Source organism: Kitasatospora sp. DSM 101779, from assembly GCF_025655475.1.
GTDB lineage: Bacteria > Actinomycetota > Actinomycetes > Streptomycetales > Streptomycetaceae > Kitasatospora.
Map to the genome: position 1 here is coordinate 377817 of NZ_JAHTIK010000001.1, position 25973 is coordinate 403789.

A 25973-nucleotide genomic window follows, 5' to 3' on the forward strand; every position below is an offset into this window, starting at 1 on the left:
CGGTGCGGCGAGCGGCAGCGCCGGGGCGGTCCCACCGCGGTCAGGGCAGGCCGACGGTTCGGCGGACGGTCTCGAAGCCGACCACCTCGACGAGCGGGGTGTCGTCGGCGTCCCGGGTCAGGCGGACGGTGTTCCCGACCAGCAGTCCGCCGGTCATCACGTAGGTGCCGAACGCGACCGCGCGGCGTGCCCGGCACTCGCCGCCGCCCGGGCATCCGTACACCTGCCGGCCCACGCCGCTGTCGTCGTCGACGCCCCGACCGCCCCGTCGACCTGCCGACGCGGTGTCAGCCGCCGAGCCTGAGCGCCACGATGCCGGCCAGGACCGCGGCGCCGGCGGCCAGCCGGGCACGGCCGAGCGGCTCCCGCAGCACGAACGCGCCGATCAGGGCGGCGATCAGGATGCTGGTCTCGCGCAGCGCGGCGATCGCGGCAAGGTCGCCGACCGACTGGGCCCACACCACCAGGCCGTACGCCGCCAGTGACATCACCCCGCCGGCCAGGCCGCGCCACGGCCGTCGGCGCATCGCGGCGAGCAGCGGCCGGCCGCGGACGGCGAGGGCGACCAGCAGCATCGCCGCGCCCTGGGCGAGGAACATCCAGGCCAGGTAGCCCGCGGTGCCGCCGGCCCGCCGGACGCCCGTGCCGTCCACCACGGTGTACGCGGCGATCAGCACGCCCGTCCCCAGTGCGGCGCCGAGCGCGGGCAGCTGGGCGCGGCCGGGCAGTCCGCCGGCGAAGGCCAGCCCGGCCAGCCCGAGCGAGATGACCAGCACTCCGGCGGCCTGGCCGACGGGCAGCGGCCGGCCGAGCACCGTGACCGACAGCAGCGCGACCACCAGGGGCGAGGTGCCGCGGGCGATCGGGTACATCTGGCCGAAGTCGCCGAGCCGGTACGCCTGAAGCAGGAGCAGCTGGTAGCCGACCTGCAACACGGTGGACGCCGCGATGAACGGCCAGGCCGCCCGGTCCGGCGGCGGGGCGAGGCAGGCGAGCAGGGCGCCGCAGCCGAGGATCGCGGTGTTCATCAGCGCGAACCCGGCCAGGCCGTCCCTGCTGCGGTGCGCCATCGCGTTCCACAGCGCGTGCAGCACCGCGGCGGCGAGCACCACGAACGGAACCGCTTCCCGCGTCACACGGACCCCTTCCGGACGGGTCGGGAGCAGTTCCCGGGCCCAAAGATGTATAGCCAACTTCGGGCCATACAACAGGCCGGGGCGGCAGACCGTCAACCGACGACCCCCCACGACCGACCCACCGGCCGACCGACCCGCCGGCCCGCCCTTCCGCCCTTCCGCCCTTCCGCCCGCCAACGCCGACGGCCCCGCCGAACCTCGGGTTCGGCAGGGCCGTCGTCCTCACGCCGCGGAGCACTCCCCGCGCCGTCGCGGTCGGGGGATCACTGCTCCCCGCGGCCGGTCATGAGCGGTAGCGGTAGCGGATGCGTCCACGGGTGAGGTCGTAGGGGCTGAGCTCCACGAGGACCCGGTCCTCCGGGAGGATCTTGATGTAGTTCTTCCGGATCTTCCCGCTGATGTGGGCGAGCACCTTGTGCCCGTTCTCGAGTTGCACGGTGAAGGTGGCGTTGCGCAGGCACTCGAGGACGATGCCCTCGACTTCGATGCCCCCTGCTGTTTTGGTCATGCTTCCTCACTTCTCGGTCGGTGATCGTGTGGGCGACGGGCTCGGGCGGCCGCGTGCGCCCGGTCGTGGGGCCGCGGGTCAGCGGCGGACGAGCTCCAGGGTGCTGCCGGCGCGCCGGGCCCCGAGGCCGGCGAGGAGGGCGGTGGCGGCCGTGTTGGACTCGTCCACCTCGGCCCAGGCCCAGGCCTTCCCGGACGTGTGCAGCGAGCCCAGCGCGTGGGCCAGGAGTGCCCGGGCGATGCCGCGGCGCCGCCGGTCGGCCCGGACGGCGACCAGTCCGATCCGCGGTTGCCGGAGGAACGGCACCACCCGGACGAGGCCCACGTAGCCGTCCGCCTCCTGCGCCACCGCGTACTTCGACGGGTCGACCACGGTGTCCCCCGCCGGGCGGGGCAGGACCTCGGCCGGCATCGTGTGCCACCCGACAGTGGCCTCGACCTCCTCGCGGACGGTCCGGTCGAGGACGCGCAGCGGGCCCTCCTCCGCGGAGCCGGCGGGGACGATCGTCACGCCCTCCGGGCACTGTACCGGGTCGAGGCCGGTGATCTGCGGATCGGTGGGCACCAGGTGGCCCCACTCGCGGCGGGCGGGGGTGAAGCCGGCCCGCTCCCAGGCGGACGCGGTGTCGGGGTCCGCCTCGTCCACCAGGGTGTACAGCGGTGTCGCCAGGTCGGCCAGCACGGCGTCGGCGATGCGGTCGAACGCGGCGCCGTGCCACGCGTCGATGCTGAGGAACAGCCGTCCGTCGGGCCGGAGCGATGTGTCGCCGCTGCCGACCACCAGGCCGTCCTCGACGGCCTGCCACTGCGAGTCGGAGACCCGGGTGACCCGGACCGCGGCGCGGTTGCCCCCGGCCGGGGCGGAATTCAAGGGATTCATGGGTGTTGCCTCTCGGGAGTGCCTTCTTCCAGGCGCTCCCGGCGACACCTCGGTCAGCCGCCCGCCGCAACGGAGATGGGGAGCACCCATACGGATACAGCCTTCACGGGTGTCACCTCCCTCGGTCTTCTCACGGCTGCCCAGACGCTACCAGCCGGCCCCGCCCGGCCCAACCGGTTTTCCGGGCACCGGCCGAGCGGGACCCGGAGCGCCCACCGCCACAACGGCAGCGGCGGGTGCGATCAGCGCAGCGGGACGGCGTGGACGGGGGTGTCCGGCACGGGCCGGCTCACCAGGTCCATGATGTGCACCAGGCCGCCGTCCTCGATCTCCACCCGGACGGCCCGGTCGGCGTCCTCGTAGACGGGGTGCCCGTGCGGGCCGTAGCCGGCCTGCCGCTCCACCACCACGGTGTCCTGCTCACCGTGGGACCCTGCCGGTCCGGGGAAGGTCAGCATCCAGCGGGCCGTGTCCGGTGCCACGGCGATCACTCCCTCTCCAGAACGGCCCTGCCCCGGCCTCCATTGTCCGACGGCCCGGCCGCCGTGCACCCGCCGGGCGTCCGGCCGCGGTGAGTCCGGGAGCGGCCACGGCTGCCACCAGGACCCTGGCGTGGCGGAGGGTGCCGCGAGCCGCGGCAGGGACGGCCCGCGGGGTGGCCGGCCTCCAGTCGTGCATGAGGTGCTCCTGACCCTGTGGTGGGGTGGATCTCCGACCGGTGCCGCTCGACGGGGTCGGCGAGCATCCCCAGACGGCAGGGGGAGGCGGGGCCGCACGGGGAAGGTGTCCAACGATGGAAATCACCGCACGCGCCGGCGGGTGACGGCCCGTCGTCCGCGGTGGGCTGCTCCGGCGGGCGCGCACCGCCTCTCCGTGCCCTGTCACGTTCCGGGGGCCTGCGTCGTCCTCCTTCCGTCAGGCCACCGAGCGACCCGCCACGAGGCGGACGAGGGGATCGCACCATGAACGGACGGACGACGACGGATCGGCGCAGCCTCGGATTCCTGCAGATCTCGATCGCCCTGCAGACCGCGGCCGTCTTCTTCCAGGCGGTCACCGCCGGGCTGCTGCTCTCCTCGCCCGGGAGCGAGGTACTGCACGGTGTCGGAGCACGCGTCATGTACGGCGCGTCGATGCTGTACGTGCTCGCCGCGATCCTGGCCTGGCGCCCCGGAGGCGGGTCGCCGCGCCGTATCCTCCACGCCTCGGTCTTCCTGGTGCTCGCCTCCGTCCAGGTGGTGCTGGGCGTCGCGCGCATACCCGCGTTCCACGTCCCGCTGGGCATCCTGATGTTCGGCCTGAGCCTGCTGGACCTGGGCCAGGTGCTGTCCGGGCGCGTGCCCGGGCGGATGGGCGCCCGGTCCTGACGGCGCCGGCTGCTCCGGGCGGGCGTCGGCCGGGGACGAGCCGGAGGTCAGCCGACGCGCAGCCGCAGGCCGGGGAAGGCCAGCTCGAAGTGGGGGTGCCGTTCGCCCTCGGTGCCGACCAGCAGGTTCAGTGCGGTGCCGACGCCGGCGGCCCGGGCCGTGCTGACCAGGAGGTCGGCGACCTGGGCGGCCCGGACCTCGCCGGGGCCGCCCGCGTCGATGCGCCAGCGTGCCGGGGGCACCTCCGCCCGGCCCCAGCCGTACACGGCGAGGTCGGTCCGCCAGGGCAGCCGCCGGCCGCGCACCTCGGGGACGGCGCCCGCCGGCAGCAGGTCGGCGGATTCCCAGCCGAGTTCGGCCGGCGTGCCACCGCGGGCGGGCGCGGCGGCGGACGGCTCGTAGTGGCCCACGAGGAGACTTCCGCCGTCGCAGACCAGGTCGAAGAGCAGCGGGGCCGTCCGCTGCGGGGCTTCCAGGAAGGCGTAGAGCGGCAGCGCGAGCGAGGTGCCGAGCGCATGCAGTTCGGCGGGCAGCACGGTGAGGAACTCCGTCAGGGCGCTGCGCAGGTCGTCCCAGTCGCCGGCCTCGTCGATGTACGGGCGGGTGCCGGCGCCGTACTCGTCGGCGTCCTCGTCGTCCTCCTCGCACGTCCCGGTGAACCCGGTCAGCAGGTACCCCTCGTACCGCCAGTGGTGGGCCATCGCGAACAACCGGGAGGTGGAGCGGAGCAGCAGCTCCGGCCCCTCGGCCCCGGCGGTGAGTTCCAGCATCGCACCGTGGCCGGCGGTGCACTCCCACCGCAGGTAGGGCGCGCCCCAGTCGCCCCGGCGGGCACCCGGCCGCCCGTACGGATCCCTCGTGCCGTACGAACCCATCCTGACGGCCCGTCCGAGGACGCCCTCGACCGCGTCGGCGGCGTGCCGGAACGCCCGGGCGTGACCGAGCGCCGTACCGTCCGTGCGGAGGACGGGGATCGCCAGCTCCGCGAACTCCGCGCGGCGGTCGAAGGGTGCGTCGGCGATCCGGTCGATCCGCGCGTCACCCGCCGCGAACGGCGTGGCCGCCCGGGCGCCGTCCGGAGTGTCCGTCCAGCCGAACCCGAGCCCCTCGACGACCGTGCGCATTCCGGCGGCCTCGGCCGTGTCGTCCCACTCGGTGTTCACCAGCCGCTCGGCGAGCGCGGCGATCGGCGTGCTGTCGGTCATGACTCCCCCTTGAACGATCATCAGGACGGTAGCAGCGACCGCCGACTGCCACGGACCCGGTGGCGAGGAAATCGCTGGTCACCGCCGGTGGGCGCCCGGCAGCACGCCGCCATGGACCCCGCCTTCACCCTGGCCTGGCAGCACGCCGTCGGCCACGTGCTCCCCGAGGACCTGCCGATGGCCGCCGCCGAGCTGCTGGCCGAAGGCCTGGACTCCCCGGCCCTCCGGGACCTCGCGGGACGCAGCCGCAACGAGGACACCGCCGAACTCGACGCGCTGCTGCACCGAGCCGTCGCCGAACTCGGCGTGGCGGCACCGGACCACGGCACGGCCGAACGCTGCCTGCTGCACCACCTGTCCGCCCGTCTGGTGTACGGCGACCTCACTCCCAGGGAGGTCGCCGCCCGGGTCTGGCACGGCATGGCGGAGACGGCGACCGAGCCGGAGGCGCGGTTCCTCGCGGTGGCCACCGAGGAATGCTGCTCCTGCTGCCTCGACTCCCTGGATATCCACCACCCCGAGGCCTTCCGCTCCTGGGAGGCGCGCCTGGGCGCCTCGGCCGCCCTCCTGGTGTCCGCGGACGACAACCCGCTGAATCCGGAGCCGTCCCACCGGGGTTGAGCTCCACCACCGGGTGACGCCTCAGGTGCCGGGCTGCGGAGTTCCTGCGGACGCGGGCCGGGCAACCGGGGTCCGACCGGTCAGCCGGCCGGCCGGCGGCCCAGGGCGAGGAGGTGGAGGCCGGTCACCGCCAGGTCGGCGTGGTGGTCGGCGAGACGGGCGGCGGCGACGGCGCTCTCCGTCCTCCTCTCCAGGGGTGCCTGGGCCAGCTCGACAGCGCCCTCTTCGGTGATCACCCGTCCATCGTTCACCACGGCACGACCGGGTTCCGGCATCGGTGGGCCCGCTCCGGCGGGGCTGCTCGCGGTCGGCCCCGGATCCGCGGCAGGATCCGCGGCAGGATTCCCGAGGAGATTCTCCGGTCGCCCTGTCGATTCCGCCGCTGCCCGTTCGTCATACCTGCACGACCGTCCGATGCACGAGGAGGCGCACCGTGAAGTACCTGCTGCTGATCAACACCCCCGCACCCGGCTCCGCCGAGGAGCGGCCTGCCGGGGAGCCGACCGTGGAGGAGTTCATGGCGTTCGAGAAGGCCGTGACCGAGGCCGGGGTCAGGCTCGACGGCAACGCCCTGGAGCTGTCGAACGCGACCACCGTGCGGGTCCGTGTGGACGGCGAGCGGGTGGTGACGGACGGGCCGTTCGCCGAGACGCGCGAGATCGTCGGCGGCTACTACCTGATCGACGTTCCGGACCTGGACGCCGCGCTCGACTGGGCGGCCCGGTGCCCCGGGGCGAAGTACGGCACGGTCGAGGTCCGCACCGTCTGGGAGCCGGACCGGTCGTGAACGAGCGGCGGGCGGCCCGCTCCGTCGAGGCGGTGTTCCGCGAGGACCGGAGCCGGCTGCTCGCCCTGCTCGCAGCCCGGTTCGGTGATCTGGACCTGGCGGAGGAGACCGCGTCCGAGGCGATCGAGGCCGCGCTGGAGCGATGGCCGGTGGACGGCGTGCCGGACAAGCCGCTGGCGTGGCTGCTCACCACGGCACGGCGCAGGGCCATCGACCGGATCCGCCGCGACCGCGCGTTCGCGGAGCGGCTGGCGGTGCTCCAGGTGGAGAGCGACCGGGCGGCGGCCGTCCTCCTCCCCGAGCCCGGCTTCGAGGACGTTCCGGACGAGCGGCTGCAGTTGTTCTTCACCTGCTGCCACCCGGCGCTGTCGCCGGAGGCGCAGACCGCGCTGGTGCTGCGCTTCCTCGCCGGCCTGACCACGCCCGAGGTCGCCAGGGCGTTCCTGGTGCCGACCGCGACGATGGCGCAGCGCATCGTGCGGGCGAAGCGCAAGATCCGCAGTGCGCGGATCCCGTTCCGCGTCCCGGGGCCGGACGAGCTGCCCGAGCGGCTGCCGACGGTGCTTCGGGCGGTGTACCTGGTCTTCACCGAGGGGTACGCGGCCAGCTCCGGCGACGACCTCCTGCGGCCCGATCTGGCGGACGAGGCCGTCCGGCTGGCGCGGATCCTGCACCGGCTGCTCCCGGCGGAACGGGAGGTGGCGGGGCTGCTCTCGCTGCTACTGCTCACCGATGCGCGGCGCGCGGCGCGGACCGACGCCGCGGGGCGGCAGGTGCTGCTGGAGGACCAGGACCGCGCGCTGTGGGACCCCGACCTGGTGGCCGAGGGTCGGCGCCTCCTCGTTCCGGCGCTGACCGGTCCCGGTGCGGGGCCGTACGCGGTGCAGGCGGCGATCGCGGCGCTGCACGACGAGGCGGCCGACTTCGACTCCACGGACTGGCCGCAGATCGTCGCGCTGTACGACGTGCTGCTGCGGATCGAGCGGTCCCCGCTGGTGGCGCTGAACCGGGCGATGGCCGTCGCGATGCGGGACGGGCCGCGGGCGGGTCTCGCCCTGCTGGACGACCTCGCCGGGGCGGAGGAACTGCGCGGCTACCACCTGCTGCCCGCTTCCCGGGCCGACCTGCTGCGCCGACTCGGCCGCACGTCCGAGGCGGCCGCCGCCTACCGGGCCGCCCTGGACCTGGTCGGCAACGAGCCGGAGCGCGCCACCCTCGCCCGCCGGCTCGCGGAGCTCGCCGACCCGTGACCGGCTGCCGGCGCGCTCACGGCTGCGGTTCGGCGTACGGGGCCGTCACCAGGTCGAACGGGTCGTGGGCGCAGACCGTCCGAACCTTGTCGGCATGGCTGCGGCGCAGCTCGCGGAGGCGCTCCAGGGTGTCGCGGCGGGCGTGGTCGTCGATCGCCACCAGGCGTTGGAAGACGGTCAGGCCGGGCGGGCGGCGCACGGGGCCGGGGGCGACGTCGGTGTGCGAGAAGTAGGCGTCGCCGCAGTGGAGCAGCCAGCGGTCGTCGGTGCGGACGGCGACGCCGCTGTGGCCGCGGGAGTGGCCGGGCAGCGGCACCAGGAGCAGGTCGGGGGCTTCGCCCGGCAGGATCGGGAGGGCCCGCAGGCCGTACCAGTCCTCGGTGGCGCCGTTGCGAGGGTGTTCGACCCAGCGCGGGTGGTGGGCCCACTGTGCGGGGCGGTAGCGGTCGCGTTCGCCGCGGGTGGCACGGGCGCGGGCGGCGCGGAGTTCCTCGTCGAGGACGTGGATCCGCGCGTTCGGGAAGTCGCCGATGCCGCCGGCGTGGTCGAGGTCGAGGTGGGTCAGCACGATGTCGTGGACGTCCTCGGGGTGGTACCCGAGGGCGCGGACCTGGTGCAGTGCGGTGCGTGCGAGGTCGAGGCGGGGCCGGACCGTGGTGAGGAACTGCCGCCCGAGCCGGCCGGGGTCGGCGACGTCGGCGGTGCCGAAGGCGGTGTCGACGAGGATCAGCCCGGTCGGGCCCTCGATCAGCAGGCAGTGCGCGGAGAGCCGGCCGACGAGGGGTCCGCCGCTGCCGAGCAGAAGCCGGCCGCCGAAGGGGCACATGGTGGCGCAGTCCAGGTGGTGCACGCGCATGGGGCCTCCAGGCCGCTCGGACGCAGGCGGGGTCGTGACCGGTCCTCAGGGTTCGCGGACGGTGCCCGGGCATCGGTGCCGCGCGGCAGCGTACCAGCGAGTAGGAACCTGGCGGCAGCCCTGCGCGGGCGGCCCTGCGACGGCGGCCGCGCGCCGTTGGGAAGCCGGGACCGGAGCGAAGTGGCCGAGGGCGGGCGCCGCCGCAATGATGGGCAGATCCGGTCGATGGCCCCGAGCCGGTCGCGGCGGACGTCCGCCCGGCATCCGGCCCCGGAAGGGCCGTGCAACCGACAGCACGCCCGCTCCGGTGGCGCGGTACCGATCCCTGGACGGTCGCGGCGCGGTTCGGGGCCGCTACGGCCCCGGCCGGCGCGTAGGGCCGAGGAGGCGTTGTGAACGACTACCCCCCGATTGCGGACCACGGCATCGTCGGCGACCTGCAGACGGCGGCGCTGATCGCCGCCGACGGCACCGTCGACTGGTGGTGCACCCCCCGGTTCGACTCCCCCAGCGTGTTCGCCTCGCTGCTCGACAGCGACCGCGGCGGCTTCTGCCGGCTCGCCGCCGATGTGGGCCCCGAGGCGACCGTCCGCCAGCTCTACCTGCCGGACACGGCTGTGCTGATCACCCGCTTCATGGCGCCCGGCGGGGTCGGCGAGGTCGTCGACTTCATGCCGCCCGATCCCTCGTCGACACCGTCGGCCCGACACCGGCTGATCCGGGCGGCGCGGGTGGTGCGCGGCAGTCTGCCGTTCGAGCTGCTGTGCCGGCCGCGTTTCGACTACGGCCGGGCGGCGCACGGACTGACCCGGCTCGACGACGGGTCGGTGCTGTTCAGCGGCCCCGGCACGGACCTGCATCTGCAGACGACCGCGCCGATCGCGCTGCACCCGGACGGCACGGACGTGTCCGCCCGGTTCACGCTGAACGCCGGGGAGCGCGCCGCCGTGGTGCTCACCAGCGAGTCGGGCGAGCCGGGCACGCTCAGCGGCCGGCCGGGCGGTCCGGCTCCCACCGCCGAGAGGATCACCGCCGAGTTCGAGGCGTGCACCCGGTTCTGGCTGCACTGGCTGCGGTCCTGCCGCTACCGCGGCCGCTGGCACGAGATGGTGACCCGTTCGGCGATCACCCTGAAGCTCCTGACGTACGCCCCCACCGGCGCGCCGATCGCCGCCGCCACCATGGGCCTGCCCGAGCAGATCGGCGGGGAGCGGAACTGGGACTACCGCTACACCTGGGTGCGCGACGCCTCGCTGTCGGTCCGGGCGCTGATCGACCTCGGCTTCGTCACGGAGGCGAACGCCTTCCGCCGCTGGCTGCGGGACCGGCTGGACGCCGGTGGGACGGCCTCGGGCGAGCCGTTGCAGATCATGTACCGGGTCGACGGCGAGCCGCACCTCACCGAGGAGGTGCTCGACCATCTGGAGGGCTACCGGCGCTCCGCGCCGGTGCGGGCCGGCAACGCCGCGGCCGACCAGATCCAGCTCGACATCTACGGCGAGGCCGCGTACGCCCTCGCCCAGGCCATGGACCATGGCGCGATCCGCGGCTGGCGCGCGTTCGCCGGTGTCGTGGACTGGCTCACCGAGAACTGGGACCGGCCCGACGAGGGCATCTGGGAGACCCGCGGCGGCCGCCAGAACTTCACCTACAGCCGTCTGATGACCTGGGTCGCCTTCGACCGGGCGATCCGGCTGGCCACCGCACACTCCCGCCCCGGCGACATCCCCCGCTGGCAGGCCGAACGCGACGCGGTGTTCCGGCAGATCGTGGAGCGCGGGTGGAGCGAGAAGCGCAGCGCCTTCGTCCAGCACTACGACACCGACGTCCTCGACGCCTCCCTGCTGCTCATGCCGAAGGTCGGGTTCCTCAGCCCGAAGGACCCGGAGTGGCTCAGCACCCTGGACGCCATGGACAGCGAACTCGTCAGCGACAGCCTGGTCTACCGGTACGACCCGGCTGCCTCCCCGGACGGCCTGCGCGGCTCCGAGGGCACCTTCAACCTGTGCACCTTCCTGTACGTGGAGGCGCTCGCCCGGGCGGGCCGGCTCGACCAGGCCCGCTACGCCTTCGACAAGATGCTCACCTACGCCAACCACGTCGGCCTGTTCGCCGAGGAGATCGGCCCGTCGGGCGAGCAGCTCGGCAACTTCCCGCAGGCATTCACCCATTTGGCTCTGATCGACGCGGCCCTCGCCCTCGACGAGGAACTCGACCGCGCGGAGCGCAGCCCGGAGTGACCGTACGAACCGCCGGCCGTCCCGGATCCTCCCGGGGCGGTCGGCGGTGTGTCGTCCGGAGCGGGGTCACTGCTGCTGCGGGGCGCCGGGCGCTGCCACCGCCGCCGATCCGGCGGTCGCGGGCCGACGGACGCACGGCAGCAGGAACGCGGCGGTCAACCCGCCTAGACCGAGGACCGCGAGCACGGCCACGCCGCCGCGTACGCGCCCCTGCTGGGCCCCGACACCAGGATCGTGCCGGCGACGGGCCGTGCCGAGCGAGGAGCCGAGGTTGGAGATACTCCGCGACAGTCCGGAGATCTCGCCCTGCTGCGCCGCGGGGAAGCACGACTGGACGACGTTCACCGAGGGGCTGAGTCGCACGAGCACCCACCCCGCACGCCATCCGACACGCGGCACCGCGGGGCCGACCGGCCTCAGGGAGTGCTGCCCACCGGGCGGCCCTCCGGCCCGGGGGCGGTGGCGCGGGCGGTGTGCGGCGCCTCCGGCGCGGCGAAGCCCCGCACCAGCAGCCGGAGCGCGAGCGCCATCTCGTTCAGCGCCAGCGGGACGACGAGCGCGGCACGGACGGCCGGCGGCACGGAGGGGCCGAGGACGGCGAGCAGGGCGTCGGCCAGGTAGGGCACGACGGCGAGCAGGGCCCACACCGGGATCCACCGGGGGACGAGCCGCGACCGGTACAGCCGGTGGTTGAGCAGCAGGACGCTCAGGCAGAAGAACACCGAGCTGCAGGCCGGCCCCCACAGGTCGTACGTCCGGGTCAGCGTCCGGAGCGGTCGACGGCGTCCGGCTGCCCGGTACCCGCGGCCGCCAGGGCGAGCGGACCGACGGCGGCCGGGAGGACGAGCACGACCTCGACCGTCCGGGCGACCACGTAGCCGAGGGCCTGTGCCTCGCCGTGCTCCTTGAGGACGGGGTAGAGCGTCGGCGGGATCATCGCGATCGCGACCGCCATGACCAGGACGAGCAGGGCGCCCGCGGTGAGGGAGTCCGACCGGTCGGCGACGGACCGGGCCGAGTCCAGGCTGTCGAGGTCTCCGATGAGGCCTGCTCCGAGTGCGCCCGCCGCCGTTGCGGTGACGAAGAGCAGGCCCGTCACCCGTGCCGTTGTCCGCCTGTCCATGCGTTCGCTCCGTCCCCGTCGTCGCGGCCGCGGTGGCCGCTCCGCCGATGGTCGGTCGCACCGGTGTGCGGCCGGTGGGGCACGGGTGTGCGGGCGGTGGGGCGGAGGCTTGTCCGGGGTCGGGGCCTATGGCACGCTCGGCGGTGGTCGAGGCCCGGGAGGCGGCACCATGGTGCGGATCGGTCTGCTCGGGGGCGTCCGCGCCGCCACCGACGACGGCCGTGCGCTCGCCGTGGGACCGGCGAAGGCGCAGACGGTGCTCGCGGCACTGGCCCTGACGCCCGGCACACCGCTGCCGGTGCCCCGCCTGGTCGGACTCGTCTGGGGCGACGCACCCCCGCGGACGGCCGAGAAGACGCTGCAGTGGCACGTCGCCGGGCTGCGCAAGGTCCTCGGGGCGGAGACCATCGTCCGGGTCGGCGCCGCCTACCGCCTGGACGTCCCGCCGGACGCGGTCGACGTGACGCGCTTCCAACACCACCTGCGGGCAGGGGATCCCGCCGCGGCCCTCGCCCAGTGGGGAGGCGATCCGCTGGCCGGCCTGGATGCGCCCGGCCTCGCCGCGGCCGTGGCCGGCCTGACCGAGCAGTGGCTGGGCGCCGTCGAGACCGACCTCGAACGCCGGGTCGGGGCCGACCCGCGCGGGGCGGTCGGCCCGTTGGCGGAGCTGACGGAACGCCATCCGCTCCGCGAGGGCTTCTGCGCCCTGCTGATGACCGCCCTCTACCGGACGGGACGTCAGGCCGAGGCCCTCGCGGCGTTCCGGCGGACCCGGCAGCACCTCGTCACCGAACTCGGCGTCGAACCCGGGCCCGCCCTGCGCGCGCTCGAAGCACGGGTCCTCGCCCAGGACGACCTGCTGCACCGATCGCCGGGCGCGCCGCCGCACGACCCGGCCGGGCCCGCCGGCGCAACGCAGGAGGCGGGCACCGACGTAGCCGGCCCCGCCCCGGCCGGAGGCGCTCTGCCCGTTCCCGTCGGCCGCCTCGTCGGCCGTGCCGACGAGCTGCGGGCCGTCGCCGGGGCACTCGTTCACTCGCCGGTCGTGACCCTGGTCGGGCCGGGCGGGATCGGCAAGACCCGCCTCGCGCTGACCGCCGCTCGGACGGCCTCGTCCGAGCAGGACCGGGAGGCGTGGCTGGTCGAACTGGCTGAGATCACTGCCTCGGCCGACGTGCCCCGCGCGGTCGCCGACGCACTGGCCGACGGGCTGTCCCTCGTGCAGCGTCCGGGGCAGACCCCGACCCGGTCGGTCGTCGCGGGCCTGCGCACCTCCCGGGCCCTGCTCGTCCTCGACAACTGCGAGCACGTCCTGGACGGCGCGGCCGCACTCGCCCGGGCCGTCGCGGAGGGCTGCCCTCAGGTCCGCATCCTGGCGACCGCACGTGAGCGGCTGGCCGTCCCGGGCGAACAGGTCCTGCCCGTGGGGCCGTTGGCCCCAGCGGCCGCCGCCGCGCTGTTCCACACCCGTGCGCGCGCCGCCGACCCCGGCTACGACCCGGGAGCGCAGCACGAGCACGTCGAGGAGATCTGCCGGCGGCTCGACGGCATCCCGCTGGCCGTCGAACTGGCCGCCGCGCGGATGGCGAGCCACCGGCCCGTCGACCTCGCGGCCCGGCTGGACGACGCCCTGCGGACGGCCGGTGGCCGGCGGACCGGCACCGCCCGGCACCGCACCCTGCGGGCGGCCATCCAGTGGTCGTACGACCTGCTCGCTCCCGCCGAACAGGAGCTGTTCGCCCGGCTGTCGGTGTTCACCGCGCCGTTCGAGCCGGGCGCGGCCCTGGCCGTGGCGGACGGCGGAAACCTCAGCCCGCCGGACGGCCGCTCCCTCGGCCCGCCGGAGGTCGACGACCTGGTCGGCTCGCTGGTCGAGCGGTCGATGGTCACCGTCGCCTTCGGTGCCGCGGGTCGGCGGTTCCGGCTGCTGGAACCGGTGCGCCGGTTCGCCGCGGAGCGGTTGCACGAGCGCGGGCGGACGGACGCGGTGGCCGAGCGGCAGGCGCACTGGTGCCGGGTCGAGGTCGCCCGGGTCGGCCGGCTGCTCACCGGGCCGCAGGAGGGCGAGGGGGTCGCCCGCCTCGGCGAGCTCTGGCCGCACCTGCGGGCGGCCGTCGCCTGGGCGTGCACGTCCGGTGACCCGCGGCTGGCCGATGCGCTGGCCCGGCCGGTCGTCACCGAACTCCCGCTGCGGGGCCGGCAGGAGATCGGCGCCTGGGCGGAACGCATCCTCGCCGCGACCGAACCGGCGACCTCGCCCGACGGCCGGGAGCTGCGCGCCTTCTGGCTCCTCTGGGCCGCCGAACGCCACACCCAGAACGCCAACCCGGCGGCATACCACCGGGTCGCGCAGCGGTACGGCGCTCCGAACGGACCGCTGGCCCGCCATGCCCTCGCATACGCGTCCGGCGACGGTGAGGCGCTGCGGCGGGTCCTGCCGGAAGCGGTCGCCGAGGTCCGCCGCCGGCGCGGGCAACACCTTGCCTCGTTCCTCGAACTCACCTCGGCAGGGCCGCTCCTGGGCATCGGCGCGTTCGGCCAGGTCGATGCCTCGGTCGCCGCACTGGCGGAGCGGTACCGGGCCGGTGGGCCGCCGACCCTGCTGCACTGGGCGTTGCAGACGCTCGGCTACAGCGCCATGTTCCAGGGCCGGCGTGAGGACGCCGACCGGTTCTTCGACGAGGCGGCCGGGGTCGACGTCCCGGCGGGCACACTGTCGGCCGACGAGCTCACCCGGGCCCGGTCGGCGTTCCGGCGCGGCGAGCGGGACAGGGCATTCCGGCTGCTCCTCTCCTACGTCGACCGGCTGATCGAGACCGACAACGTGATCGCGGCGAGCGTCGTCGGCATCGAGTTCGTCACCATGATGGCGGCCACCGGCCGTACTGCGGAGGCGGCCCGCGTGCGCGGATACCTGGCGACGGCCAACGAGTTCGGCGCCCTGGCCGCCCGGACACTCGTCCCCGACCTCCCCGGCGCCCCGGACGGCGTCCCCGCCGCCGTCCGGATCGACGACCGCACCGCCCTGGTCCACATGCGGGACGCCCTCGCGGCGGTGTGCGGGCGCGGCACAGCCGGGTGAGCCGCTGCACGCGGCGGTGTCGGAGTGTCCCCGCACGTGTTCGGATGACCGACACCGGGCCGAGGAGCACCCGTGCGTGCGCGCCGCGCAGCCAGGTCGACGCCGTACACAGCAGGTCGGCCCCGCACAGCGCCAGGGCCAGCACGAAGTGCACCCGGCGGCCGCCCCGCAACTCCCCCACGCCGACCCCTCCCGCGCACCGTGATCGGCCAGCGCGGTCTGGCACCACCGGGCCGCCCCCGGAAGGGCATCCGCCCGTTCCGTGGGGCGGCCGGACGGTGCGGGTCAGGTGCGGGGGCCGGTGTGTGGATCAGGTGTGCGGGTTCAGGTCGATGCCGAGGGCGTTGATGATGTCCGGGGCCTCGGTCCAGTAGATGTCCGTGTGGCCGTCGCCGGCGGAGACGAGACCGCGGGCCCGGCGGTCGGTCCGGTTGGTGACGCTGAAGACCAGTCCGCCGGAGTCACCGCGCGTCACGGCCCAGTTGCCGTTGTGCCCCTTGACGCCGCGGACGGTGTGCCAGGAGCCGTCCGACCACTGGAAGCGGTAGCGGATGTCCGAGTTCTGGACCTTGATGCCGCACGGGACGCCGTGGCCCGTGTAGTAGGAGCGTGCGCCGTCCTGGCAGACGGACTGGCCGTTGTAGGAGTATGAGGCGCCCTTGACGCGGTACCACTTGCCCTTCGGCTTGTCGGCCTCGTCGGAGTTGGTGCCGGCGCCGTTGCGGCCGCTGGTGAGGATGGCCTGGAAGTCCCAGTACGGGTTGGTGTTGACGACGCGTCCGACCTTGTGGCCGAAGGCGAGGCTGAAGTCGCCCTCGGGGTCGCCCTCGCCGTAGACGTCGGTGACGTTGCGGAAGCAGTGGGCGGCGGTGATCAGGTAGTCCTCGCCGACGCCGTTCTCCAGGGCCATGCCCGCGGTGCACTGGGTGACCGTCCCGCTCTTGTGGGCGGAGCCGACCAGCACGTCCCCGCCGATGAACGGGGCGGTGTCGTTCCACCGCCACGACTGGGCCTCGGCCGGGTCGCCCTCGACGATCGTGACGGGCGCGCCGGCGGTGCCGGTGATGCCGGAGGCGACCTTGGTCCTGACCGAGTCGAGCCTGTCCTTCTTGCCGGCCACGGTGAGGCCGGAGTTGTCCGGGTTGACCGAGACGGAGAGGACCTCGGGCTCGCCGGTCAGGCCGTCGGCGTCGCTCGTCTCCAGGAGCCGGTCGGCCTGGGCGTCCAGGTCCTTCATCGTGTACTTGGCGGACGCGACCTTGATCAGAGCGGTGTCGATGGCCGGGTGGGCCGCCTTGGCGGCGGCGATGAGCTTCCGGCCCTGCTGGGCGTCGGTCACGTACAGGGTGACCTTTTCGGCGTCCTCGTCCACGAACAGGTTGCCGTAGGTGCCGGAATAGGCCGTGCGGCCCTGTTCGCCGAGGGCGTCGGCGATCGCGTTCAGCGGTTCGGTCTTCGCGGCGAGCGAGAGGATCGCCGAGTCGGTGTCCGGTGCATCCCCGTCGCCGTCCTTGGCGTGGGCCGCATTGATCCCGGTGACGAGGATCGAACCGGCCACGAGCGCGGTCGCCATGACCGCCGCCAGGGTGTTCTTGCGCAGAGCCGTCAAAATTCCCCCCTTGCTCGACAGTTCGCGTCTCGAACTGTTGACGGGGGCCATTCAAACCGGGTGGTCGCCGGCGGCGCAAATCGCGGGCCCGCCCGGACCGCACCGCCGAGCGGAATGCCGGGCTCCCCTTACGCCGCCGCGGGAAAAAGCAAAGGCAAGGAGGTCGCTCGCTCCTTGCCACTCCCAAGATATATCGCACGTGGGGCCTTGCGGCAAGGCCCCTCCACTGCCGCAGAATTGCCCACCGAAGCCGGAGCGGCGGGAATCCGGCGGACGGTGGAAATTCGGGCGTGGAAATCTAGGCCGCGGCGATGCCGGTCCACCGGGCGTGCGCACAATCGGCGCATCCGGAAATGGCAGGCCGCAGGCCTATCTGTACGGAGGGGTTTTTCTCGTGATCGATGTGATCGTGGTCGGCGGCGGACCGACCGGCCTGATGCTCGCCTGCGAACTGCGGCTGCACGGTGTGCGCACGGTCGTACTGGAGAAGTTGACCGAACGGACGGGGCAGTCCCGGGGCCGGGGGCTGCACGCACGCAGCGTCGAGATCACGGACCAGCGCGGTCTGCTGGAGCGCTTCGCCGCCGTGAGCGAGCGGTTCCAGGTGGGCGGGCTGTTCGGCGGCATCGCCAAGCCGTGGCCGGACGGCCTGGACACCGCGCACCCGTACGGCCTCGCCACCCCGCAGCCCGCCACCGAGCGGTTGCTGGAGGAGCGCGCGGTCGAGCTGGGCGCCGAGATCCGGCGCGGCCGGGAGCTGGTCGCGCTCAGCCAGGACGAGGACGGGGTGGACGTCGAGCTGGCCGACGGCACGCGGCTGCGCTCGCGGTACCTCGTCGGGTGCGACGGCGGCCGCAGCACCGTGCGCAAGCTGCTCGGCATGGGGTTCCCCGGCGAGCCCGCCAAGGTCGAGACACTGCTGGGCGACATGGAGGCGACCGAGGATCCGGCCGTGATCGCCACCGTCGTCGAGGAGGTCCGCAGGACCCAGCTGCGGTTCGGGGCCACGCCCGACGTGGACGGGCAGGCCGGGCTGTACCGCATCGTCGTGCCCGCCGACGGGGTGGCCGAGGACCGGGCGGGCGCGCCGACCCTGGACGAGTTCAGGCAGCAGCTGCGGGCCGTCGCGGGCACCGACTTCGGCGTCCACGCGCCGCGCTGGCTCTCCAGGTTCGGCGACGCCACCCGGCAGGCCCAGCGCTACCGGTCGGGGCGGGCGATGCTGGCCGGCGACGCGGCGCACATCCACCCGCCGACCGGCGGACAGGGGCTGAACCTCGGCATCCAGGACGCCTTCAACCTCGGGTGGAAGCTGGCCGCCGCGGTCGCCGGGTGGGCCCCGGAGGGGCTCCTCGACAGCTACCACGCCGAGCGGCACCCGGTGGGCGCCGCCGTACTGGACAACACCCGCGCGCAGATCACCCTGCTCGGGACCGACCCGGGGGCGACGGCGCTGCGCGGGCTCTTCTCCCGCCTGATGGACTTCGAGGAGGTGAACCGGTACGTCACCGGGATGATCACGGCGGTCGGGGTCCGCTACGACTTCGGCGAGGGACACGAGTTGCTCGGCCGGCGGATGCGGGACGTGGCGCTGAAGCGCGGCCGGCTGTACGGCCTGATGCACGGCGGGCGCGGGCTGCTGGTCGACCGGACCGGCCTGCTGTCGGTGGCGGGCTGGGCCGACCGGGTCGACCACGTCGTCGACGACGGCCCGGAACTGGAGGCCTTGGAGGTACCTGCGGTACTGCTCCGGCCGGACGGCCACGTGGCCTGGGTCGGCGACGACCAGGACGACCTGCTCGGCCACCTGCCGAGGTGGTTCGGGGCCGCCACCACGGACTGAGCCGCCACGGGCTGAGCCGCCACGGGCGCGGGCCGAGACCCCGCGGGAGCAGCCTGGTCAGACGGACGCCCGAACGGCACCGGGGCCGGTGTCGAAGTGGCCGGCGACCAGCTGAAGGGTGTCGGTGAGGACCATCAGCCGGTCGAGCCCGGCCGTGGACGCGGCCAGTCCGACCGTGTGGCCGGCCTTCCGCGCGTACTCCCAGGCCCGCGCGAGGGCGGCCACACCGGCCTCGTCGCAGGCCACGACGGCCCGCAGGTCGAGCGCCAGGCCGCCCGGGCAGGCGCGGGCGGCCGACAGCAGCGCCTCCGGCAGATCGACGGCGCAGCGGTCGTCCAGGGTGCCGGCCACCAGCAGCAGGGTGGCCGGGCCGCCGGCTGCCAGCTGCAGCGACAGCGCGCCGTCGGCCAGGGTGCGGACGCCGAGCGGACTCGCAGCGGGCCGCTCGGAGGGTCTGCCGTCGATCTGTCCGCGGTCGTCGCACCGGAGCATCGTGCCACCTCCCAGCTCTCCGGTATTCCTGCCCGAACGCAACGTTTCGAACCCGATGCACGTGGCCCGGCGCCCGCCGCCGCGATTCTCATCTGCAGCGCGGCGGCGGCGGGTTGGACGATCGCACCAGACCGCCGACGGCCCGGGCGCGCCGGCCGTGCGGTGGCGGGCCAGGCCTGCGCACATGCTGGTGTAGCCGGTCACGGAGAGTGTGCACAGGCGCGACCCGCGCGCGGTGGCCGGGCCGCGCGCCGTGGGTAGGAGGGACCGTGGGCAGGATGGACCACGGGCAGGAAGGACTGTGGGCGCGGCGACGCCCTCGTCAGGTGGCTTCTCCGTGGCCGCCGGTCCGGTCGCGCAGCCATTGTTCGAATTCGACGGCGATGATGCGCTCGTCGTGGACGGCGGCCGCGGCCTCGGAGGCCAGCCAGACGATCGGCGGGCCCATCACGGCCGGGTCGAGGAACGCCCGGTTCCCGGGGTCGACGTCCGGGGGCAGCATTCCCGTGGCGGTCGGGCCGCCGGGCAGCAGCAGGTTGACGGTGACTCCCGTACCGCGCAGGTCGGCGGCCATGATGCGGGAGAGCGACTCGCTGCCGGCCCGCGACGGCCCGTAGGGGACGAAGCCGGCCCGGTGCATGGTGGAGGTGCTCACCGAGAGGTTGACGACGCGTCCGCCGCCGGCGGCCAGCATCCGCGGCACGGTCTCGCGCGCCATCAGGAAGTAGCCGGTCAGATTGGTGTCGACGACCGCACGGAAGCCGTCCACGGGCACCTCCCAGAAGGCCTGCGGGTCCGTCATGAAGTGCGGGTTGACGGTCCGCATGCCGATCCCGGCGTTGTTCACCAGCATGTCGATGCCGCCCAGCCCCGACCACGCCTCGTCGACGGCCCGGGCCACCGAGGCCTCGTCCCGGACGTCGAGTCCGATCCCGATCGCGCCCGGCAGCCCACCGGCCGCCCCGGCCGCCCGTGCGGCGGACCTGCCGGTCAGTGCGACCCGTGCGCCGGCCGCGGACAGCGCCGAGGCCATGGCGTGTCCCAGTCCGCTCGTCCCGCCGGTCACCAGCACCTTCACCCTGACCACCCCGTTCGTCGAAGCTCCCGTACCGCGACGCTAGGACGTCGAGCGCACTCCAGGTCAACCGACCGGCCGTCGACGGGCCGACCACTCGGGGAAGATGAGTATCCGTGCTCTGTCGCCGGGCCGGCGGGGACGGGAGGCTCGGATCATGCGCCGAACACTGCGGGAACTCACTCCCGTTCTCCTTCTGGTCCTCCTCCCGATCGCGGCCTGGGCCGCCTGGCTCGGCTGGGACCAGCACCGCGACATGCACCCCGACGGCTCGGAGTCCGGCCCGTACGAGGCCTGGCAGGTGATCGGGCTGGTGCTGACCCTGCTGGCGCCGGTGTGCTGGGCCGCGTCCCGGCGCCGCGTGGCGGGTGCCGTGCTGGGCACCACGGCCGGTCTGACCGCTGCGGCCTTCGTCGATTGGTCGGACGATGCGAGCGGCCTCTTCCTGGTCGGTGTCGGCATGGTGACGGTGGGGAGCCTCGCGGCGACCTCGCTCGTCTCCGCCCTGGTCTCCGCCGTGACGGGGCGGGGCGGGTCACGGCCGACCGCGGTGTGACCCTCCCGGGGCGGCGGACGCGGCAGCGGCCCGGCAGGCCCGGTGGACCGTGCGGCGGTCGGCGCCCCCGGAGCACCTCTTTCGGGTGATGGACGCGGTGTCGCGCCAGGATGGTGACGGGGCATCAGTAGCGTCGCGCCGACCCGTTCGTCGTGGGACATCCGTCGTGGGACATCCGTCGTGGGACAGGAGATCATCGTGGGCGCGGATCCGATGCGCAGGATCGTGCTGGTCCGGCACGCCAAGGCCGAGCCGAACGGCATGAACGACCACGAACGGCCGCTGTCCGAGGCCGGCCGGCTCGAGGCGCCCGAGACCGGTCGGTGGCTCGCCGGGGCGGGCGTGGCACCCGGTCTTGCCCTGGTGTCGACCGCCCGGCGGGCCAGGCAGACCTGGGAGTCGATCGTCCCCGAGCTCCCGGCCGCTCCCCCGACCGTCTTCGAGGACCGCGTCTACGAGGCCGATGCCGCCGATCTCCTCGCGCTGGTCGGCGAGACCTCCGAGGCGGTGTCCGTGCTCCTCGTGCTCGGCCACAACCCGGGGGTCCACGAGGCGGCCGACGCGTTGGCCGGTGAGGCCGACGGCGACCTCCTGGACCGGATGGACGGCTCCGAGTTCCCCAACGGGTCCATGGCCGTGCTGGAGTTCGGCGGCCCGTGGAAGGGTGTCGAGCCGGGGGTGGCGCGGTTGGTCGCGTTCTGGGCCCCCGGAGCCTGACCGTCCGGCTCAGCGCGGCCGGGCGTGCCGGGCGACCCCACCGTGGCGGTACCGCGCAGCGGGCCGCTCTCCGCGGTGGCGGGCCCGACGTCCCGGGTCGGTGGCCGTGAGGACGGCGGCCAGGACGAGCGGGGCGAGCAGTAGGACCATCACGGTGTTCACGGCCACCTCCGGAGTCGGTCGCTTCCGTTGGACGACACCCCGCCTGCCCCGCCTCCGCTGCCCCCATGCGCGGGACGCGCCGGACGACACGGGCCGGGGCCCGCGCGTGCTTGCTCCGAAGGAGTCGGGCAGCGCCGCGCTGCTCGTGTCTGCGCGGCCAGGTCCGTTCGTCACCGTACTGTTCCGCCGTGAGCATCCCCACCGAACTCATCGGCAGCCTTCCGCGCACCGCCGAGCTGCTGACCGCCATGTCGACCGGAAGCCAGCACGGCGCGCACCTCGTCGCCGCCCAGGACCACGCCGTCCGCGAGACCGTCGAGAGCCTGGAGGCCATCGGGTCGCCGGTCGTCACCGACGGCGAGCAGACCAAGCCGAGCTTCCTCACCTACCCGCTCCAGGGACTGTCCGGCCTCTCGCCCGACGGGGTCGTCCTCCCGTTCCTCGACGGCCACCACCGGCAGCTGCCCGTCCTCACCTCCGGGCCCTTCCGCTACAAGACCGGTGCCGCGGAGTACCTGCGGGCGGCGCAGCGGTACGCCTCCGTCCCGGTGAAGCAGGCCGTCGCCGCCCCGTCGGCGCTGAGCCTGCTGTACCCGCCCGCCGGGATCGCCGGCTACCCGCGCGAGCAGTTCCTCGACGACCTGGTCAGCGAGGCGGAGGCGGACATCCGGGCCTGCCTCGACGCCGGTGCCCACGTCGTCCAGATGGACTTCGAGGAGGGACGGCTGTCGCTGAAGCTCGACCCGAGCGGCGGGCTGCTGACCGAACTCGTCGAGCTGAACAACCGGGTGCTGTCGCGCTTCACCGAGGCCGAGCGCGGCCGGATCGGCGTGTACTGCGGGCCCGGCGCCGACCAGGACTCCACGCACAGCCTCGATGTGGACTACGCGGGCCTGCTGCCGCAGCTGTTCCTGCTCACGGCCGGGGTCTTCTACCTGCAGGTGGCGAGCGAGCCCGACCCCGACCGGGTGCTGCGACTCACCGCCGACCTCCTGCCCCCGCAGGCGCGGGTCTTCGTCGGGGTCACCGACCCGCTCGACCCGCGGGTGGAGTCGCCGGAGGAGGTGCGTGACCGGGTGCTGCAGGCCGCCCGCCACCTCCCGCCCGACCGGTTGGGCACCTGCGACGACGCCGGTTTCGCGCCGTTCGCCGACGACGTCTCGACCTCCCGTGAGACGGCCTTCGCAAAGATCCGTGCCCGGGTCGAGGGCACCGCCCTCGCCGCCGCGCAGCTCGGAGTCTGAGGCCACGGGAAGGTCGGTCCGGACTCCCGGGTTCCGGGCCACCGCAGTTCGGCCCCGGCTCGGGCGTGACCGAGTGGGCCTCGCCGCCCCGCCCGCTGCGGAGCGGGGTGCTCACCCGGCCGGTGCTGGTCGGCCGTCGGTGGCCCTGGCCCGGCCGCCCGCCGGCGGGGAGCCGAACTGGCCACGGGGACGGCACCCGCCGTTCTGACGGCCCCCAGTGTGGACGCGGTCGGTCGGTGCTGCGGGTCAGTCGGTGGTGCGGCGGCCCGGGCGTCGGTCGGGCGGGCAGTCGTAGGAGGTGAGGTAGTCGGCGGTCGGGCTGCCGACGCCGGTGACGGCGTCGTAGCCGCGGTCGGCGACGAGGGAGGTGTCGTGGCCCATGGTGCGCAGCGAGGTGGTGGTGCCGTCGCTGGCGTCGACGGTGTTGTTGAAGTCCACGCGGACCTGGGCGAGTTCGATGCCGGGGCCGAAGGGGTGGTCGACCACGTCGTGGTAGGCGGGGCTGCCGTAGCGGGCGTAGATCGAGGGGTTGGCGAAGCCGATCGGGGAGCCCTGGGCCTGCTGGGCGAGGGCCTGGAGGGCGGCGACGACGGGGCAGGCGAGGCTGGTGCCGCCGATGCGGTACTCGCTGTAGCGGACGCTTCCGTCGGGGAAGGTCTGGGTCTGGCCGACGAGGAAGCCGGTGTTGGGGTCGGCGACGGCCGCGATGTCGGGGACGACCCGGTTGCGGCCGCCGTTGGCGCCGGAGAGCGACTGCGGGACGACGCCGCGCTGGTAGCGGGGCTGTGCGAAGCGGGCGCTGGTGCCGCCGCCCGCGCCGCCGTTGAAGGTGCCGGGGAGGTCGGTCCAGCTGGTGCCGTCCGCGGAGAGGACGGACTTCAGCGTGCCCCAGCCCGTTTCGAACCGGTAGGTGTCGGAGGCGTCCAGGGCCAGGGAGGTGCCGCCGACGGCGGTGACCCAGGGCAGCGAGGCCGGCATGTCGGTCTGCTTGGTGCCGGTGCTCTCGCGTTCGTCGCCGGAGTCGCCGCTGGAGAAGTAGAAGCCGATGCCGGTGGCGGCGCCGCGCTTGAACAGGTGCTGGTAGACCCGGTCGAAGGCGGGGTCGCTGGCGTTCTCGGGCTCGCCCCAGGAGTTGGAGACGATGTCGCCGAGGTGCTGGTCGACGACGCGGTCCAGGGCGTCGATCAGGTCCTGGTCGTAGCAGGAGGAGGCGCCGACGTAGGAGATGTCCGCGTCGGGGGCGACGCCGTGCACGGCCTCGATGTCGAGGGTCTGCTCGCCGTACCAGCCGGCCGCGTCGCAGCCGTTCGGGTCGACCTCCGGCGGGGCGGTGTGCGTCCACACCGCCGGGTCGTAGCGCAGCAGTTGGTCCTTGGTGTACGGGGCATCGCCGTGCTCCGCGGCGTAGCGGGTCACGTCGTCGCCGATGGTCGGGGAGTCGTAGGCGTCGACGACGGCGACCGTGACGCCGCGGCCGGTGAGGCCGGTGGCGGCCGCGCCGTACGCGCTGCGCAGCTGGGTGCCGTTGAGGCCCTGGATCACGTAGGGCCGGACGGCTCCGTACGCCGCGGGGGTGCCGGTCGCCGGGTCGGAGCCGAAGTAGTCGGAGAACGGGCCGGAGTTGACGAAGGCGCTGCCCGGGCCGGGCAGGGTGTCCTGCGGCTTGGGGCGGCCGGGCCGGACCTTGCTGGGGGCGGTGTTGAGTCCGGTGACGCTCAGCACGTCGTCGGCCAGGTCGGCGGGCACGCTGACGTCGCCGGCCGGCGCCCGGTAGGTGCGGGTGCCCTTGCGGTAGGTGTGCAGTTCGGTGCCGAAGGCCCGCTCGGCGTCGGCGACGTCGCCCTCGGCGGTGAGGTAGTGGCGGTTGGTGGAGGTGACGCGCATCCCGGAGGAGTGCAGCCAGGTGCCGACCTTCTCGCTCTGGGCGTCGCTGCTGCCGAACCGCTCGGCGAGCTGCTGCGGCGTCAGGAAGTGGCCGTACTCCGCGGAGGCGGGGTCGGAGACCTGCCGGGCGAAGGCGTCGAGGCCCTGCTGGTCGCGGCCGGCGAGGTAGACCCGCACGGTGACGGGCGCTTCGGCGCGTTCCCTGCCCTGGTCGGCGGCGGAGCGGTTCCACGTCGGTGCCGTGCCGGGGACGGCCGCGCGGCCGTGCGGTGCCGGGGTGTCGGCCAGCGCCGGCGTACCCGCCGCGGTGGCGGCCAGGAGCGGCAGCACGGCCATGACGACCAGTCCGGTTCTGGAGCACGACGGGCGGATGCGCATGCGGGGCGGCCTTCCGGTCGGGGTGCGGGAGCGCGCATCCGGGCAGTCCGTCGGCCCGGCCACGCTGGACGGGCTCGACGCTAGGCGGGCGCGCGGCGCGGCCGGCGCAGCGCGGATGCGACGCACCGTCGGCTTCACCCGCCCGGTGGCGGCCGGGCTACGCCGGGGCGCCGGATGCCGCCGGGCGGGTGGTGATGGCTCGTGCGCCCGCGCCGGCCCGGCCGACATGTCCGCGCAGAAGCCGGCCGACGGTGACCCTGCGGCCTGCCCGAAGCGTGGTCCGCACCTCTTGCACGTCGTGCCCGCCGCGTCCGTGTCGCCCCTGGTGGGACGGACGGCCAGGCGGAGTGCGGCAGCCCGAAATCCGCTTGCCCTGCTCTCCGCGCGCGATGAGGATCGGCGTATGAGTCACGTCATACGAGCCGTAACCGTTGAGGACTGGCAGCGCGTCAAGGATCTTCGCCTGGAGGCGCTGAGGGATCCGGTCGCGGCAATCGCCTTCCTGGAGACGTACGACAACGCCGTCGCCAAGCCGGACGAGTTCTGGCGGGAGCGCGCGGCCGGCTCCCGGGGCGACGTGATCGTCCAGCAGTTCGTCGCCGAGCGGACGGACGGCGCCTGGGACGGATCGGTGACGGTTCTGATCGAGCGGGCCGGCCGCAAGGACGTCTTCGGCGGGCAGATCGACGTCGACCAGGCCCATCTGGTGGGTGTGTTCGTTCGCCCGGAGCAGCGCGGCACCGGTCTCGCCCAGGCCCTGTTCGATGCGGCGATCTGCTTCGCCCACCGGCTTGACGTGCCGAAGGTCTCCCGTGTCCGTCTCTACGTGCACCAGGACAATCAGCGGGCCGAGGCCTTCTACCGGAAGATCGGCTTCACGCGTAGCGGCCGCTCGGTCCCCGTCCCGGGCGACGAGTCGTCCGTCGAGCACGAACTCGTCCTCGGCTGAGCGCCGGACG

At 74.4% G+C, this 25973-nt stretch carries 27 protein-coding genes; 11 read left to right on the forward strand and 16 right to left on the reverse strand.

Going from position 1 to position 25973, the window contains the following annotated elements; translation table 11 throughout:
- Positions 1-40: 40 nt before the first annotated feature.
- From KSNIM_RS01675 to KSNIM_RS01695, 5 genes are all read right to left on the reverse strand, one after another.
- Positions 41-235: a hypothetical protein gene (locus KSNIM_RS01675; protein ID WP_263101395.1), complete on the reverse strand. Its 195-nt coding sequence runs from the start codon at positions 233-235 to the stop codon at positions 41-43.
- 52 nt (positions 236-287) lie between these two features.
- Positions 288-1070, reverse strand: coding sequence for an EamA family transporter (locus KSNIM_RS01680; RefSeq protein WP_411543838.1), 783 nt, complete (start codon positions 1068-1070; stop codon positions 288-290).
- 349 nt (positions 1071-1419) lie between these two features.
- Positions 1420-1644, reverse strand: a complete 225-nt coding sequence (gene infA, locus KSNIM_RS01685; RefSeq protein ID WP_263101397.1) for a translation initiation factor IF-1 — start codon at positions 1642-1644, stop codon at positions 1420-1422.
- Positions 1645-1722: 78 nt separating this feature from the next.
- Positions 1723-2523, reverse strand: coding sequence for a GNAT family N-acetyltransferase (locus KSNIM_RS01690; protein ID WP_263101398.1), 801 nt, complete (start codon positions 2521-2523; stop codon positions 1723-1725).
- 242 nt (positions 2524-2765) lie between these two features.
- Positions 2766-3005 (reverse strand): DUF6296 family protein, encoded by a 240-nt coding sequence (locus KSNIM_RS01695; protein WP_263101399.1) that lies wholly within the window; start codon positions 3003-3005, stop codon positions 2766-2768.
- Between the two features lie 480 nt (positions 3006-3485).
- On the opposite strand from KSNIM_RS01695, the gene KSNIM_RS01700 reads away from it, so the two are divergent.
- A complete protein-coding gene (locus KSNIM_RS01700; protein ID WP_263101400.1) occupies positions 3486-3890 on the forward strand; it encodes a hypothetical protein in 405 nt (134 codons plus the stop codon).
- Between the two features lie 47 nt (positions 3891-3937).
- Here the strand turns inward: KSNIM_RS01700 and KSNIM_RS01705 are convergent, their stop codons facing one another.
- Positions 3938-5095, reverse strand: coding sequence for a hypothetical protein (locus KSNIM_RS01705; RefSeq protein ID WP_263101401.1), 1158 nt, complete (start codon positions 5093-5095; stop codon positions 3938-3940).
- Between the two features lie 111 nt (positions 5096-5206).
- Between KSNIM_RS01705 and KSNIM_RS01710 the strand changes: the two genes are divergently transcribed.
- Positions 5207-5716 (forward strand): hypothetical protein, encoded by a 510-nt coding sequence (locus tag KSNIM_RS01710; RefSeq protein WP_263101402.1) that lies wholly within the window; start codon positions 5207-5209, stop codon positions 5714-5716.
- Between the two features lie 80 nt (positions 5717-5796).
- Here the strand turns inward: KSNIM_RS01710 and KSNIM_RS01715 are convergent, their stop codons facing one another.
- Positions 5797-5952: a hypothetical protein gene (locus KSNIM_RS01715; protein ID WP_263101403.1), complete on the reverse strand. Its 156-nt coding sequence runs from the start codon at positions 5950-5952 to the stop codon at positions 5797-5799.
- Between the two features lie 197 nt (positions 5953-6149).
- Here KSNIM_RS01715 and KSNIM_RS01720 point away from each other — a divergent pair, with 197 nt between their 5' ends.
- Positions 6150-6503, forward strand: coding sequence for a YciI family protein (locus KSNIM_RS01720; RefSeq protein WP_263101404.1), 354 nt, complete (start codon positions 6150-6152; stop codon positions 6501-6503).
- The gene (locus tag KSNIM_RS01725; RefSeq protein WP_263101405.1) at positions 6500-7753 is read left to right on the forward strand and encodes an RNA polymerase sigma factor; all 1254 of its coding nucleotides are present in this window, start codon (positions 6500-6502) and stop codon (positions 7751-7753) included. The genes KSNIM_RS01720 and KSNIM_RS01725 overlap by 4 nt, the downstream gene beginning before the upstream one ends.
- Before the next feature lie 16 nt (positions 7754-7769).
- Here the strand turns inward: KSNIM_RS01725 and KSNIM_RS01730 are convergent, their stop codons facing one another.
- A complete protein-coding gene (locus tag KSNIM_RS01730; RefSeq protein WP_263101406.1) occupies positions 7770-8609 on the reverse strand; it encodes an MBL fold metallo-hydrolase in 840 nt (279 codons plus the stop codon).
- Between the two features lie 392 nt (positions 8610-9001).
- On the opposite strand from KSNIM_RS01730, the gene KSNIM_RS01735 reads away from it, so the two are divergent.
- Positions 9002-10849: a glycoside hydrolase family 15 protein gene (locus KSNIM_RS01735; RefSeq protein WP_263101407.1), complete on the forward strand. Its 1848-nt coding sequence runs from the start codon at positions 9002-9004 to the stop codon at positions 10847-10849.
- Between the two features lie 66 nt (positions 10850-10915).
- Here the strand turns inward: KSNIM_RS01735 and KSNIM_RS01740 are convergent, their stop codons facing one another.
- The 3 genes from KSNIM_RS01740 to KSNIM_RS01750 are packed head-to-tail and all read right to left on the reverse strand — an operon-like array spanning position 10916 to position 11972.
- The gene (locus KSNIM_RS01740) at positions 10916-11212 is read right to left on the reverse strand and encodes a hypothetical protein (RefSeq protein WP_317633979.1); all 297 of its coding nucleotides are present in this window, start codon (positions 11210-11212) and stop codon (positions 10916-10918) included.
- Between the two features lie 53 nt (positions 11213-11265).
- Positions 11266-11613 (reverse strand): DUF4386 domain-containing protein, encoded by a 348-nt coding sequence (locus KSNIM_RS01745; RefSeq protein ID WP_263107795.1) that lies wholly within the window; start codon positions 11611-11613, stop codon positions 11266-11268.
- On the reverse strand, positions 11610-11972 hold the full coding sequence (locus KSNIM_RS01750) for a DUF4386 family protein (protein WP_263101408.1): 363 nt from the start codon (positions 11970-11972) through the stop codon (positions 11610-11612). Before KSNIM_RS01750 ends, KSNIM_RS01745 begins: the two co-directional genes overlap by 4 nt.
- A gap of 169 nt (positions 11973-12141) precedes the next feature.
- Here KSNIM_RS01750 and KSNIM_RS01755 point away from each other — a divergent pair, with 169 nt between their 5' ends.
- Positions 12142-15054, forward strand: a complete 2913-nt coding sequence (locus tag KSNIM_RS01755) for a BTAD domain-containing putative transcriptional regulator (protein WP_263101409.1) — start codon at positions 12142-12144, stop codon at positions 15052-15054.
- Positions 15055-15364: 310 nt separating this feature from the next.
- Here KSNIM_RS01755 and KSNIM_RS01760 read toward each other — a convergent pair whose 3' ends face one another.
- Positions 15365-16663: a S1 family peptidase gene (locus tag KSNIM_RS01760; RefSeq protein ID WP_263101410.1), complete on the reverse strand. Its 1299-nt coding sequence runs from the start codon at positions 16661-16663 to the stop codon at positions 15365-15367.
- Positions 16664-17057: 394 nt separating this feature from the next.
- Between KSNIM_RS01760 and rox the strand changes: the two genes are divergently transcribed.
- The gene (rox, locus tag KSNIM_RS01765) at positions 17058-18506 is read left to right on the forward strand and encodes a rifampin monooxygenase (protein ID WP_263101411.1); all 1449 of its coding nucleotides are present in this window, start codon (positions 17058-17060) and stop codon (positions 18504-18506) included.
- A 57-nt stretch (positions 18507-18563) separates the two neighbouring features.
- Here the strand turns inward: rox and KSNIM_RS01770 are convergent, their stop codons facing one another.
- The gene (locus KSNIM_RS01770; protein WP_263101412.1) at positions 18564-18998 is read right to left on the reverse strand and encodes an STAS domain-containing protein; all 435 of its coding nucleotides are present in this window, start codon (positions 18996-18998) and stop codon (positions 18564-18566) included.
- 322 nt (positions 18999-19320) lie between these two features.
- Positions 19321-20076: an SDR family oxidoreductase gene (locus tag KSNIM_RS01775; protein WP_263101413.1), complete on the reverse strand. Its 756-nt coding sequence runs from the start codon at positions 20074-20076 to the stop codon at positions 19321-19323.
- A 154-nt stretch (positions 20077-20230) separates the two neighbouring features.
- Between KSNIM_RS01775 and KSNIM_RS01780 the strand changes: the two genes are divergently transcribed.
- Positions 20231-20629 carry a hypothetical protein gene (locus KSNIM_RS01780; protein WP_263101414.1) on the forward strand — a complete coding sequence of 133 codons (399 nt, stop codon included), beginning with the start codon at positions 20231-20233 and terminating at the stop codon, positions 20627-20629.
- A gap of 198 nt (positions 20630-20827) precedes the next feature.
- Positions 20828-21346 (forward strand): SixA phosphatase family protein, encoded by a 519-nt coding sequence (locus KSNIM_RS01785; protein WP_263101415.1) that lies wholly within the window; start codon positions 20828-20830, stop codon positions 21344-21346.
- Positions 21347-21355: 9 nt separating this feature from the next.
- On the opposite strand, the gene KSNIM_RS01790 is transcribed toward KSNIM_RS01785, so the two are convergent.
- Positions 21356-21508, reverse strand: a complete 153-nt coding sequence (locus KSNIM_RS01790) for a hypothetical protein (RefSeq protein WP_263101416.1) — start codon at positions 21506-21508, stop codon at positions 21356-21358.
- A 188-nt stretch (positions 21509-21696) separates the two neighbouring features.
- Here KSNIM_RS01790 and KSNIM_RS01795 point away from each other — a divergent pair, with 188 nt between their 5' ends.
- Complete coding sequence (locus KSNIM_RS01795; protein ID WP_263101417.1) at positions 21697-22752, forward strand: cobalamin-independent methionine synthase II family protein; 1056 nt, start codon at positions 21697-21699, stop codon at positions 22750-22752.
- 246 nt (positions 22753-22998) lie between these two features.
- On the opposite strand, the gene KSNIM_RS01800 is transcribed toward KSNIM_RS01795, so the two are convergent.
- On the reverse strand, positions 22999-24972 hold the full coding sequence (locus KSNIM_RS01800; protein ID WP_263101418.1) for a protease pro-enzyme activation domain-containing protein: 1974 nt from the start codon (positions 24970-24972) through the stop codon (positions 22999-23001).
- Between KSNIM_RS01800 and KSNIM_RS39015 the strand changes: the two genes are divergently transcribed.
- Positions 24971-25963 (forward strand): N-acetyltransferase, encoded by a 993-nt coding sequence (locus tag KSNIM_RS39015; RefSeq protein ID WP_317633980.1) that lies wholly within the window; start codon positions 24971-24973, stop codon positions 25961-25963. The two genes, KSNIM_RS01800 and KSNIM_RS39015, sit on opposite strands and share 2 nt — an antisense overlap.
- Positions 25964-25973 lie beyond the last annotated feature (10 nt).

Coding starts and splice junctions, on each gene's coding strand:
- KSNIM_RS01680 (WP_411543838.1), bottom strand. CDS start 1,070: ATGGCGCACCGCAGCAGGGACGGCCTGGCCGGGTTCGCGCTGATGAAC.
- infA (WP_263101397.1), bottom strand. CDS start 1,644: ATGACCAAAACAGCAGGGGGCATCGAAGTCGAGGGCATCGTCCTCGAG.
- KSNIM_RS01690 (WP_263101398.1), bottom strand. CDS start 2,523: ATGAATCCCTTGAATTCCGCCCCGGCCGGGGGCAACCGCGCCGCGGTC.
- KSNIM_RS01700 (WP_263101400.1), top strand. CDS start 3,486: ATGAACGGACGGACGACGACGGATCGGCGCAGCCTCGGATTCCTGCAG.
- KSNIM_RS01705 (WP_263101401.1), bottom strand. CDS start 5,095: ATGACCGACAGCACGCCGATCGCCGCGCTCGCCGAGCGGCTGGTGAAC.
- KSNIM_RS01710 (WP_263101402.1), top strand. CDS start 5,207: ATGGACCCCGCCTTCACCCTGGCCTGGCAGCACGCCGTCGGCCACGTG.
- KSNIM_RS01730 (WP_263101406.1), bottom strand. CDS start 8,609: ATGCGCGTGCACCACCTGGACTGCGCCACCATGTGCCCCTTCGGCGGC.
- KSNIM_RS01750 (WP_263101408.1), bottom strand. CDS start 11,972: ATGGACAGGCGGACAACGGCACGGGTGACGGGCCTGCTCTTCGTCACC.
- KSNIM_RS01755 (WP_263101409.1), top strand. CDS start 12,142: ATGGTGCGGATCGGTCTGCTCGGGGGCGTCCGCGCCGCCACCGACGAC.
- KSNIM_RS01770 (WP_263101412.1), bottom strand. CDS start 18,998: ATGCTCCGGTGCGACGACCGCGGACAGATCGACGGCAGACCCTCCGAG.
- KSNIM_RS01780 (WP_263101414.1), top strand. CDS start 20,231: ATGCGCCGAACACTGCGGGAACTCACTCCCGTTCTCCTTCTGGTCCTC.
- KSNIM_RS39015 (WP_317633980.1), top strand. CDS start 24,971: ATGACGACCAGTCCGGTTCTGGAGCACGACGGGCGGATGCGCATGCGG.
- KSNIM_RS01800 (WP_263101418.1), bottom strand. CDS start 24,972: ATGGCCGTGCTGCCGCTCCTGGCCGCCACCGCGGCGGGTACGCCGGCG.